Below are 12,446 nucleotides of genomic sequence, written 5' to 3'. Positions count from 1 at the left end.
AAAAGTTTGATTTTCTTTATAAAGAAAAAGATCTAAATCAAGGGTAGGTGTGGGAGATTTCTATGTGTGTTTTCATATTAGTTTTAGTTTTGTGTAAAGCACTTTATTAAATTATCACAAGTAAATGACATTTAATAAATAAGCATTTTTATTAGTTTTTAATTAAATTAAAGCTGAAAACAAACAACTGTCAATAGTATAATGATTTTATTTTTAAATATTAATCAATTCAGCATCTCAAATTTAACATAATAAAATAACACAAACAAGAATTTATATTAAAGATTTTTTAAATTTTCAATATAATTCAGAATCTTATACTATTAATTCCCATAGATACTTCTTACACATTCCAGAACTCACGATCCAGACTTCGATACTGTATTGCCTCAGAAATATGCTCGGACTGGATATTTTCAGAATCTTCCAAATCAGCAATAGTTCTGGCAACTTTTAAAATTCGGTCGTAGGCTCTTGCAGAGAGGTTTAATTTTTCCATTGCCATTTTTATCAAATCAAAAGAAGCTTGATTTAAATTACAATATTTCTCAATTTCTTTAGGCCCGATTTGAGCATTGTAGCTGATTTTTAAATCTTTATATCGTTCCTGTTGAATGTCGCGAGCCTTTAAAACACGATTTCTGATATCCTCACTTTTTTCGCCTTTTCTTCTTTCTGCCAGTTGTTCAAACTCAACTTTCTGAACTTCAATATGAATGTCAATTCGGTCGAGTAGTGGCCCAGAAAGTTTATTCATATACCTTTGCATTTCAAAAGTTGATGAAGTATTATTCGGATCGTCTGGAAAATAACCACTCGGACTAGGATTCATCGAGGCAACGAGCATAAAACTTGCAGGATAATTTACCGTAAACCGCGCTCTTGAAATCGTAACTTCACGATCTTCCAACGGTTGACGCATCACTTCGAGAACGGTTCTTTTAAATTCCGGCATTTCATCTAAAAATAAAACCCCATTATGAGCAAGCGAAATTTCACCAGGTTGTGGATAGCCCCCACCGCCGACTAAGGCTACGTCAGATATCGTATGATGCGGATTTCTGAAAGGCCTTATGGTCATGAGTGACGTATTGGTTCCCATTTTTCCCGCTACCGAATGAATTTTGGTGGTTTCCAGTGCCTCTTTCAATGTCAACGGAGGCAAAATACTCGGAACTCTTTTGGCAAGCATAGTTTTTCCACTGCCTGGCGGGCCAATCAAAATGATATTGTGACCTCCGGCTGCGGCTACTTCCATCGCTCGTTTTGCTGTTTCCTGACCTTTAACTTCGGAAAAATCAAACGGAAAATCATTAATTCTTTCCTGAAATTCTTTTCTTGTGTCTAAAATCGTTTTTTGTAATGGTTTTCCTTCATTAAAAAAGTCGATCACTTCTTTAATGTTTTCAACTCCGTAAACGTCAAGATTATTTACAATAGCGGCTTCCCGTGTATTCTGTTTGGGCAAAATAATACCTTTGAATCCTTCTTCCCGTGCCTGAATGGCAATCGGCAAAACACCTTTTATCGGCTGCAAACTTCCATCAAGAGATAGTTCGCCCATGATGATATATTCATTAATATTTTCCGCGATAATCTGGTCAGAAGCTACCAAAATTCCCATAGCAATGCTCAGGTCATAAGCTGCTCCTTCTTTTCGCAAATCTGCGGGGGCCATATTAATGGTAATTTTCTTTCCGGGGATTTTGTAACCTACGTTTTTTAGTGCAGCAGAAATTCTGTAGCTACTTTCTTTAATGGCATTATCGGGTAGGCCTACGAGATGATAGCCTACGCCGCCGGTATCTACATTTACTTCAATCGTGATCGTTTGCGCTGAAACTCCGAAGATGGCACTTCCGTAAATTTTTATTAACATGATTGTGTTTTAATGTAAATGTAATTTATTTTTTTTATTTGAATTAAATTTATAAGTGTTTGATAATCTTAAATTGGTAAAATTTAATTTAAAATATTTTCAATTTTAAGCTTGAAACATTTAAACATAATTTAGAAATAAATAATTGGCGTAAAAAATTTGTTTTTCCAGATTAGATTAAACTTTTCCGAAAGGCTAAAAAATAAAAAAGCGTTGAATAATCAACGCTTTCTCCTTTCACTTTTTACTTTTATCCCATTTGTAAATCCCGGGAACAGGCTGTATCAAAAAAGGTCGGGGATTTCCCAACCTTTGTATTTTTATACGACTCCTTGAGCTAACATTGCTTCTGCAACTTTCACGAATCCGGCGATATTGGCGCCTTTTACGTAGTTTACATAGCCATCTTCCTCTTTTCCGTAGTCTCTGCATGCTTTGTGAATTCCGATCATGATCTCTTTCAATCTTGCATCAACTTCCTCAGAAGTCCAGTTCAGACGGATAGAGTTTTGTGTCATTTCAAGACCTGAAGTAGCTACACCACCTGCGTTAGACGCTTTTCCTGGAGAGAACAATACTTTGTTGTCTAGGAAATAGTTGATGGCATCTAAAGTTGAAGGCATATTTGCAGCTTCAGTTACACAAACACATCCGTTTTCTACCAAGATTTTAGCATCTTCAAGATCAAGCTCATTTTGAGTTGCAGAAGGGATGGCAACATCACACTTCACTTCCCAAGGGCGTTTTCCAGCATGGAATTCTGCAGATGGATATTTTTTAGCATAATCTTCTGCTCTGTTGTTTCCAGAAGCTCTAAGCTCTAATAAATAATCGATTTTTTCACCATCGATACCATCTTTATCGTAAACATATCCGTCTGGTCCAGAAAGTGTTACCACTTTACCGCCAAGCTCAGATACTTTCTTAATAACTCCCCAAGCTACGTTTCCGAAACCTGAAACAGTTACTGTTTTATCTTTGAATGTTTGTCCGATTGTTTTAAGCATCTGCTCAGCGAAGTAAACAACTCCGTAGCCAGTAGCTTCAGGACGAATTAATGAACCTCCGTACGCCAATCCTTTTCCTGTAAGAACTCCCGTAAATTCATTTCTGATTTTTTTGTATTGCCCGAATAAATATCCGATTTCTCTTGCTCCAACACCGATATCTCCTGCAGGAACGTCTGTTTCAGGACCTACGTGCTTGCATAGTTCCGTCATAAAAGCCTGGCAAAAACGCATTACTTCCATATCAGATTTACCTTGCGGATCGAAGTCTGAACCTCCTTTACCACCACCCATCGGTAGCGTAGTCAACGAGTTTTTAAACACCTGCTCGAAAGCTAAGAATTTAAGAACTGAAAGGTTTACCGTAGGATGGAAACGAATTCCTCCTTTGTAAGGTCCAATGGCAGAGTTCATCTGAATTCTGAAACCTCTGTTTACCTGGATCTCTCCTTTATCGTCAACCCATGGAACTCTGAAAATAATAATTCTTTCAGCTTCAGCCATTCTCTCAAGAAGCTTCATGCCGGTATATTCCTTTCTTGTCATGACGAACGGAATTACGGTAACGGCAACTTCTTTTACGGCCTGTAAAAATTCCGGTTCGTTCGGGTTTTTTGCCTCAATTTTTGCAATAAACTCTTGTATTTTCTGGTCAATATTATATTGTTCCATATATTAGGGTTGAATATTATTGTCAACAAATTTAATTTTTTTTTCAAAATTCACAATACCTTATTTAAACTTTATTAAAAATTTAATAATAATGTTTCGAAATATTGTTAAATTGATAATTTTTATACAAATTTTATTAAAAATTAAAAGTTATCTCTCAAATAATGCAATATTAAGAAATCGTTAATTGTCAAATTGCCGCAAATTGTCTCCCGGAAAATGATTTTACTTTCCCCAAAAGTTCCAACTCCAAAATTATCGGTAAAATTTTGTGAGAAGGCATTGAAATTTTCTCCGCCAAATCGTCTAAACTGATCTGAGGATTAGATGCAATAGTGGTATATATTAACTTTTGATTTTCAGTGAATTGAATGGTTATTTCGCTTCGAGGAAATAATTCTTCTATTTTATCTTTAGGTTTATTAAATCCCAAAGAATCGACTAAATCTTTGATCGTTGAAATGGCAGTCGCTTTATTTTGATAGATCAATTGATTGCAGCCTTGACTATATTTATCCGTTATTTTTCCGGGAAGGGCAAAAACTTCTCTGTTATAATTGTTTGCAAACGTTGCTGTGCTGATGGAACCCCCTCCAAATGCAGTTTCTACAACAATGGTTGCCGGAGAAATGCCTGCCACAATTCTATTTCGTTGAATGAAATTTTCACGATCCGGTTTTTGAGATGAATTGAATTCGGTGAATAAAGCACCTCCGTTTTCGAGCATTTTTTCTGCCAGTTTTTTATTTTTTGAAGGATAAAAAGTATGGAAGCCATGCGCTAAAACTCCGGTTGTAGGAATTTGATAATGAAGAGATTGTTCGTGAACCTCTTTGTCGGCTCCCAATGCCAAACCGCTTATAGATATGAAGTTTGAATGTTGTGTTTCTTCAAAAAAATCATCTATGAATTGTTTTCCGTAAGGCGTAATATTTCTTGTACCTACAATGCTTACCGCGGTTACGGTATCATCAAAATTTCCTTTTTGATAGAGAATTGCGGGTGCATCATCGCATTCTTTAAGCAAATTCGGAAGATTTCCAAGGTGTCGAAGATTGATTTGGATATTATTCTTTTCGCAAAATTCTAATTCCTTTTCTGCAAATTTCAGATGTTTAGGATTTCCGATATCGGAAACGGTTTTTCTGCCGATGCCGTCTACTTTGCTGTATTCTTTTTTAGCATGATCCCAGACTTCTTTTGCACTTTTGAAGGTGTTTAGAAGTTTATAGAAATTAATATCACCAATAAGATTGCATTCTCGCAAGGCGATGGAATAAAGATGTTCTTCGGAATACATTTGTGTTCTGTTTTTAACAAATGTAGCAATTTAGTTTTATTTTCTTCTCAATTCTTCCAAATGATCCCAAATATCGTCTCGTTTTTTGTAAGGTAATTCCATAAAATCTTCCGGATGATTTTCCTTGTATTCCTGCCAAAGTTTATCGTCTCTTTCGCTATAATAATTAGGAAATTCCCAGATGTATTTTTTCTTTTTATCACCTACATTTTTAAACATAAAAGCAAGAATACTTCCCACGACTGCACCCGAAAGGTGAGCCTGCCATGAAATTTTACTTGGTTCCTGTAAATTATAGAAAAGTTCTTCAGGAAGCATTCCCCAAACCAAACTTCCGTAATATAAAACGACAAGTAACGAAATGGTAAGAAGTTTCATATTCCATTTAAAAACACCACTAAAAAAAAGGAAAAAGGCTAAAACGTAGACCACGCCACTGGCTCCGATGGTACACGTGTACATATATTCTCCGGTATGAATATCAATAGGCGGAAGCATCCAAACCAATAAACCTGTTGCCAGCCAGCCGAGAATAAATACCTTATTGGCCACTAAAGGGTAAAACTGATAAAGTAGAAACATTAACGCTGCAATCGGGATAGAATTTCCGATGATATGATCTAAATTTCCGTGTAAAAGGGGAGAAGTGACGATGCCCAGCAAGCCTTCAGGAACTAAAGGAATGATGGCTCCGAAACAACTATCAAAAAAGCCCTGCGTCTGCAGAAAATACCCGAACCACATCGCTGCTAACATAAGCACCGGGTTGAGGATCGCTTTTTTGGATATTATATTTTTAAACATAGTTTATATATTGGCTTAGAAGATCACAAATCAAAAGCCAATGATAAATTTCGGAAAATTTGGCGATGAATTTCCTTTACAAAATTTTATTTTCAGACAAAAGGTAATGATTTTCATTAGTTTTACATTTTTAATCAATATTTTGGCATTCAGATTGACTAAAGTGGCTTGTTTTTAGCTGGTTAAAGAAAAGTTTACTAATAATTTAATATTTACAGTAGTTGTTGTTTCTTTCAAACAAAAATTATATTTATACTTTTGTAATTGATAATCTTTTAGTCTTATGAAGAAGTTTTTATTTATTCTTTCCCTTGCGTTGGGAATTTTTGCCAGTGCTCAGGTGGTAATCATTGATACCGGATCTGTAAAAATTGATACAATAAAACATTGGTCGGTTTTAGGAAAACAATCAGTAATGATTAATCAGGCTGCCTTCTCGAATTGGGTAGGGGGTGGAGCAAACAACGTGGGTTGGCTTGCTGCGATTGATTATAATATCACCTATGAAAACGACAAAGATCTTTGGGAAAATATTATCCTTTTAAATTATGGTCAAAATGATACGAAAGGAATTGGGGTAAGAAAAACTCAGGATGTTATCAACGTTTCTACCAACTACGGTAGAAAAATTGCAAAAAGCTGGTATCTTTCTGCAGGAGCTGGTTTTCAGTCCCAGTTTGCGGTAGGATATGAAGATGGTAACAATCCGGCTGCTAAAAAGCTATCTAATTTTATGGCTCCGGGATATTTGAATCTCGGTCTCGGTATTACGTACAGACCAAATGATAATATTAACGTCTCTTTACGACCTACCAACGCCAGATGGACGTTTGTATTGGATAAAGACCTTCAAACAGCAGGAAGCTATGGTTTAAAGGCTGACGGAGATACTTCTCTATTACAGTTCGGTTTCTTGGGAACGGCTTCTTATAAATTGAAGATCATGGAAAATGTAAACATGACCAATACGGCTTCTGTTTTCTCTAATTATTTGGATCATCCTGATAGATTAGTTCTGGCATACGGAATGGTTCTGAATTTAAAGGTAAACAGATTCATTTCTTCCAATATTACGGTGGATGTTTTGTACGATCATAATCAGATCCAGAAAACGCAGCTTAAACAAACGCTTGGCGTTGGTTTAGCCTATACTTTGAATAACGGTGTAAAACGTTCTGATAGAAAAGACAGCCAGTGGTGGTTGAAAAAGTAATTATTTAAGTTATAAGCTCAATAATTTTAAATAGTAAATTGAAATATCAATATATCAATAGCAGCGGACATTAGTCCGCTTTTTTTATGATTAATAATCTCGGCTTTAGCCAAAACTTAAATATTTTCTAAACACAAATAGCACAAATATTTAAATTAATAACACGATTGATTTTTATCACGCTTTCATAAGTGAAACGGCTTTGTGAAACCAAAAATATTTTAGCAGTAAAAAAAACTCAGTGACCTCTGTGTTCAAAAACTTAAGTTTATTATCCTATTTTCAGCTATCATTCGCTGAGTAAAACGCCCTTGCGAACAAAAAATATTCTCAATCATTTCAAAAAAATCCTAGCAATCTTTAGCGTCAAAAAATGGAAAACACCACGAAAAACAAAAAGCACCTCAAAAGAAGTGCTTTTTTATTATCAATTATATATTGTTAGAACTCTATATCTACTTCAAGTTTCTCCGCCAAAAGCTTTGAAATTTTCTCTTTTAAAGGCTCAATATCGATATTTTGCATCGCATCATTAGCGAAAGCATATAAAAGTAACGCCTGAGCTTCTTTTTTAGAAATACCTCTTGCTCTTAAATAGAATAATGCATCTTCGTTCAATTGCCCAACCGTACAACCGTGAGAACACTTCACATCGTCAGCAAAAATCTCCAATTGAGGTTTTGTGTCAATCGTTGCGCCTTCGCTTAATAAAACGTTGTTATTTTGCTGATAAGCATTCGTTTTCTGAGCAATTTTATCTACAAATACTTTCCCGTTGAAAACCCCGTGAGATTTTCCGCTGAAAATACCTTTGTAGTTCTGATAACTTTCACAATTCGGCTGATTGTGGTGAACCGCCGTGTGGTGATCTACCAACTGATCTTTCCCGATGATCGTGATTCCGTTCATGAATGAATTGATATTCGATCCGTTTTGAATAAAATCAAGGTTGTTTCTTACCAATTTACCTCCGAAAGAGAATGTGTTTACAGTCGTTAAACTGTCTTTTTCCTGCTTCGCAAAAGTATTATCAATTAAATAAGAAGTATCGTTATCGTTCTGCAATTTATGCCAATCTGCTTTTGCGTTTGGATAAGTGAAAATTTCCGTCACAGAATTTGTCAACACATACGTATTGTCAAAATTGTGGTGACTTTCAATGATTTCCACTTTTGCTCCATCTTCTACGATTAATAAATTTCTCGTGTTATAGAACGTGTTTTCTTCCTGATTTTGAGAAATATAGAAGATGTGGATTGGCTTTTCAATCACAACATTTTTAGGAACTTTCAAAAAGAAACCATACTTGCAATAAGCCTGATTCAAATTCGTGAAAGCCGATTTGTCTGCAGCAATTGTATTGAAATATTTTTCGAAAACATCTCTGTGCTTCTCGTCATTTAAAGCATAATTAAATGAAAGAAATTCAACATTTTCAATCGAAACTTTTGATAATTCTTTATGAAGTTTACCGTTCACGAAAGTAATCCAGTCAAAATTTTCTTCGCCTAAGTGCAACTGATCCAACTGCTCTTTGGTGATGTTATGACTTTCTTTCGGGAAAAAATTATATCCTTTTTCAGTAATCTCCTTTAAGTTGGTATATTTATATTCTTCGTCTTTTTTGGTAGGAAAACCAACGTTTTCAAACCTTTGAAGAGCAGCTTTTCTATCATCATCCAGAAATCTGTGACGAAGACTCTCCAAAAATTCACCGTGATTTTCAATAATCTGTTGTTGTAATGCCATTACTGGTATATCTGTGGTTTGCACCATTTTTTCTTTTTTGTTTGGCTGAAATCTATCATTCCGAAGAACGAAATTTTCAAGGTTGAAATTTAAATAATATCTAAATCTCTGAATATCTTAATTTTATGATTAATTAAGAAGCCAGTCGTACCCTTTTTCTTCAAGCTCTAAAGCAAGAGATTTGTCACCAGTTTTGATGATTTTTCCGTTTGCTAAAACGTGAACGAAGTCAGGTTGAATATAATTGAGCAATCTCTGATAGTGAGTAATCAAAAGAACTGCATTTCCTTCATTTTTGAAAGCATTTACACCATCTGCAACAATTCTCAATGCATCAATATCTAATCCAGAATCAGTTTCATCAAGAATAGCCAATTTCGGATCAAGCATCATCATCTGGAAGATCTCGTTTCTTTTCTTTTCACCTCCCGAAAACCCTTCGTTCAATGATCTTGAAAGGAAATCTTTTTTAATACCCAATTGCTCAGATTTTTCGCGGATTAAAGCCAACATTTCTTTTGCAGGCATATCTTCCAAACCGTTTGCTTTTCTGTTTTCGTTCATCGCTGCTTTGATGAAGTTAGTTACAGAAACCCCCGGAATTTCTACCGGATACTGGAAAGATAAGAAAATACCTTTGTGCGCTCTGTCTTCAGGAGCATCTTCGATGATATCTTCACCTCTGAAAATGATTTCTCCGTCTGTTACTTCATAATCTTCTTTCCCCGCGATTACAGAAGAAAGAGTAGATTTTCCGGCTCCGTTCGGCCCCATGATCGCATGAACTTCACCCGGTTTTATTTCAAGATTGATTCCTTTTAAAATTTCTGCGCCATCTTCAATTTTGGCGTGCAAGTTTTTTATCTCTAACATTTTAATTTATATAAAATTATCGCAAAGCTAAACCTTCAATGCGTCTATGTTTCACTTCAATTATTTTTAATGCTCAGAATTTTCCTGTTCAAGGATCTTCTTCACATTCACTTTATTTACCTTATTTTTTACAATAAGTTTTGAAAGTTTCCCGGTAATATAAGGTGCCGCTACAGACACTCCGGAAACCGTTTCTTTTTTATTAAGCGCCATTGTTACGGCAATATCTTCAGAAGGTGCATAGACGTCTATGTTTTTTCCTTCGTTGGAAAAGTCTGCTCTTTGTTTCAGATCTCTATCAAGACCTCCGACCACAATTACATTAGGCAGAACAATATTGGCAGGCACATCCTGAGATGTTTCTATATTTTTTCCGTCATTTCCGCAAGCTACAACAAACGTTATTTCGGGATGTTTCTTAAAATTCTTTTCTAAAGAGTTTTTGAAACTGTTGATCCACTTTTGGGAATTTTGAGTTCGCTCTTCCAAATTTTTTCCAAAATTAGGATTCTTTTCTATAATTCCTTCAAGGGTCTGACCAAAACTGATGTTCACAAGCTGTACTTTATTTTTACTAAAATAGTCAATGGACTGTTGAATAAACTGATCCATTCTTTCCAGTTCATGTGGCAACTGTTTTATTCTTTCTTCTGCGGAAAGTTTTAATAAACCCGATTTCTCAAGTCTTTCCGTTGTGTAAACAAATCCTGCTCCGTATAATTCTACATTTGGGTTTTGTTGAAGAATTACCGAGGCGATTGCCGTTCCATGATCGTAATCATCCTGATTTCCTTCGTGGGCCACAAATGTTTCCGGAACCAATTTTTCAAACTCATTAAAGCCAATTCCGTGAATATCGTCTACATAACCGTTTCCATCATCATCTTTAGCATTAATGCTTTCTTTTGTGTTTGTATAAACACTATTTTTCCGAAGTGAATTAACATCAAACCTTTCCCATATTCCCACTTTTACCTTTTGTGATAAAAGTAGGCTGCCCTTTACAGCAAATAATAAGAAAAAGCTTTTGTAATTCATTTAAAAAAACTTCCAATTTTTATACTAACTTCCTCTGTATGTTGAATATCCAAACGGTGATAAAGTAATCGGAACATGATAATGCTCGTTATCTTTAATCTGGAATATAATTTCAATATACGGATAGAAGGTCTCTATTTTTTTACTTTTATAATAATCTCCTGTTGAGAAAATCAATTTGTATTTTCCGTTGTTTTCAGTTCCTTTGGCATAAGGTAAAAAATCGCTGATTCTGCCATTGCTGTCCGTTTGTTTTTTACTTACAGGAATCCATTGTTTGGTATTTTCATTAAATTTTTCCAATGCAACATCTACATTTCCTGCGGGATGCCCCTGCGAAATATCTAAAATATGACTGGAAACCTGAAAACCATTTTTCTCCTGAGCCGAAAGACTCAAACATAAAACACAAAAAAATATGAATAAAAACTTTCTCATCGAGTTATGCATTGTTCATTTTATCCTACAGAACCTTCCAAAGAAATCTCCAATAACTTTTGAGCTTCAATAGCAAATTCCATTGGTAATTTATTTAAAACTTCTTTACTGAAACCATTTACGATCAAAGCAATTGCTCTTTCCGTATCGATACCTCTTTGATTACAGTAGAAAATCTGATCTTCTCCGATTTTTGAAGTCGTTGCTTCGTGCTCCAATTGAGCAGTCGGATCTTTGATCTCGATGTAAGGGAAAGTATGTGCTCCACACTCGTTACCCATCAACAAAGAGTCGCACTGAGAAAAGTTTCTTGCTCCTTTTGCTGTTGGCATTACTTTTACCAGACCTCTGTATGAATTCTGAGATTTTCCTGCAGAAATACCTTTAGAAATAATCGTAGATTTCGTATTCTTTCCGATGTGGATCATTTTTGTTCCTGTATCTGCATATTGGTGATTGTTCGTCACTGCAATAGAGTAGAACTCACCGATTGAGTTATCTCCTTTTAAGATACAAGACGGATATTTCCAAGTTACAGCAGAACCTGTTTCAACCTGAGTCCACGAGATTTTTGCATTTCTTTCGCAAAGTCCTCTTTTTGTTACGAAATTGAAAACTCCACCTTTTCCTTCTTCATTTCCAGGATACCAGTTCTGAACGGTTGAATATTTAATTTCAGCATTATCCATTGCGATCAACTCAACAACTGCTGCGTGAAGCTGGTTTTCATCTCTTGATGGTGCTGTACAACCTTCCAAATAAGAAACATAGCTTCCTTCATCTGCAATTACAAGCGTTCTTTCAAACTGACCTGTTCCTGCTTGATTGATACGGAAATAAGTAGATAATTCCATTGGACATTTTACCCCTTTTGGAATATAACAGAAACTTCCGTCAGAAAATACTGCGGAATTCAATGCTGAATAAAAATTATCTCCTCTTGGAACTACTTTTCCAAGATATTTTCTTACCAAATCAGGATGATTTTTAATCGCTTCAGAGATAGAACAGAAAATAATTCCTTTTTCCATCAAGGTTTCTTGAAAAGTAGTTTTTACAGAAACTGAATCTATTACGATATCTACCGCAACTCCTGAAAGTCTTTTCTGTTCCTCTATATTGATTCCTAATTTCTCAAAGGTTTTCAATAATTCAGGATCAACCTCGTCTAAACTTTCCAGTTCCGGTTTTGCTTTTGGCGCAGCGTAATATTTAATCGCTTGAAAATCTGGCTTTTCGTATTTAATGTTTGCCCATTCCGGCTCCACCATTTTCAGCCAGATTCTGAAAGATTCCAAACGCCATTCTGTCATCCATTCCGGCTCTTCTTTTTTAGCAGAAATCGCACGGACGATATCTTCATTTAAACCCGTCGGGAAATCTTCGTAATCGATTTTGGTTTCCCAACCGAATTCATATTTTTTATTTTCTAAGTCGACGCGTAAATCGTCCTCTGTATATTTGCTCATTATT

The 12,446-nt window shown here is 35.4% G+C and carries 10 protein-coding genes; 1 reads left to right on the top strand and 9 read right to left on the bottom strand.

The features are described from left to right. Positions 1–343 precede the first annotated feature (343 nt). From ABEG63_RS04600 to ABEG63_RS04585, 4 genes are all read right to left on the bottom strand, one after another. Entirely contained in the window at positions 344–1,879 is a 1,536-nt protein-coding gene (locus ABEG63_RS04600; protein ID WP_346583299.1) for a YifB family Mg chelatase-like AAA ATPase, read from the bottom strand. A 320-nt stretch (positions 1,880–2,199) separates the two neighbouring features. Then, a complete protein-coding gene (gdhA, locus tag ABEG63_RS04595; protein ID WP_346583297.1) occupies positions 2,200–3,558 on the bottom strand; it encodes an NADP-specific glutamate dehydrogenase in 1,359 nt (452 codons plus the stop codon). A gap of 190 nt (positions 3,559–3,748) precedes the next feature. Next, positions 3,749–4,858 carry a DNA-processing protein DprA gene (gene dprA / locus ABEG63_RS04590; RefSeq protein ID WP_346583295.1) on the bottom strand — a complete coding sequence of 370 codons (1,110 nt, stop codon included), beginning with the start codon at positions 4,856–4,858 and terminating at the stop codon, positions 3,749–3,751. A gap of 36 nt (positions 4,859–4,894) precedes the next feature. Continuing rightward, positions 4,895–5,662 carry a rhomboid family intramembrane serine protease gene (locus ABEG63_RS04585; protein WP_346583293.1) on the bottom strand — a complete coding sequence of 256 codons (768 nt, stop codon included), beginning with the start codon at positions 5,660–5,662 and terminating at the stop codon, positions 4,895–4,897. Positions 5,663–5,945: 283 nt separating this feature from the next. Between ABEG63_RS04585 and ABEG63_RS04580 the strand changes: the two genes are divergently transcribed. After that, entirely contained in the window at positions 5,946–6,875 is a 930-nt protein-coding gene (locus ABEG63_RS04580) for a DUF3078 domain-containing protein (RefSeq protein ID WP_267403365.1), read from the top strand. Between the two features lie 441 nt (positions 6,876–7,316). Here the strand turns inward: ABEG63_RS04580 and sufD are convergent, their stop codons facing one another. From sufD to sufB, 5 genes are all read right to left on the bottom strand, one after another. Then, positions 7,317–8,624 (bottom strand): Fe-S cluster assembly protein SufD, encoded by a 1,308-nt coding sequence (gene sufD, locus ABEG63_RS04575; protein ID WP_346583660.1) that lies wholly within the window; start codon positions 8,622–8,624, stop codon positions 7,317–7,319. A gap of 129 nt (positions 8,625–8,753) precedes the next feature. Beyond that, positions 8,754–9,497 carry a Fe-S cluster assembly ATPase SufC gene (gene sufC, locus ABEG63_RS04570; protein WP_267403363.1) on the bottom strand — a complete coding sequence of 248 codons (744 nt, stop codon included), beginning with the start codon at positions 9,495–9,497 and terminating at the stop codon, positions 8,754–8,756. 66 nt (positions 9,498–9,563) lie between these two features. Further along, the gene (locus tag ABEG63_RS04565) at positions 9,564–10,535 is read right to left on the bottom strand and encodes a S8 family serine peptidase (protein ID WP_346583291.1); all 972 of its coding nucleotides are present in this window, start codon (positions 10,533–10,535) and stop codon (positions 9,564–9,566) included. Between the two features lie 24 nt (positions 10,536–10,559). Continuing rightward, complete coding sequence (gene uraH / locus ABEG63_RS04560; protein WP_267403361.1) at positions 10,560–10,973, bottom strand: hydroxyisourate hydrolase; 414 nt, start codon at positions 10,971–10,973, stop codon at positions 10,560–10,562. 20 nt (positions 10,974–10,993) lie between these two features. Continuing rightward, complete coding sequence (gene sufB / locus ABEG63_RS04555; protein WP_346583288.1) at positions 10,994–12,442, bottom strand: Fe-S cluster assembly protein SufB; 1,449 nt, start codon at positions 12,440–12,442, stop codon at positions 10,994–10,996. Positions 12,443–12,446: the final 4 nt, after the last annotated feature.

It is taken from the genome of Chryseobacterium sp. C39-AII1, assembly GCF_039672645.1.
GTDB lineage: Bacteria > Bacteroidota > Bacteroidia > Flavobacteriales > Weeksellaceae > Chryseobacterium.
Note: the sequence above shows the minus strand (reverse complement) of the source record. Positions and strands in the feature narration are given on the sequence as shown.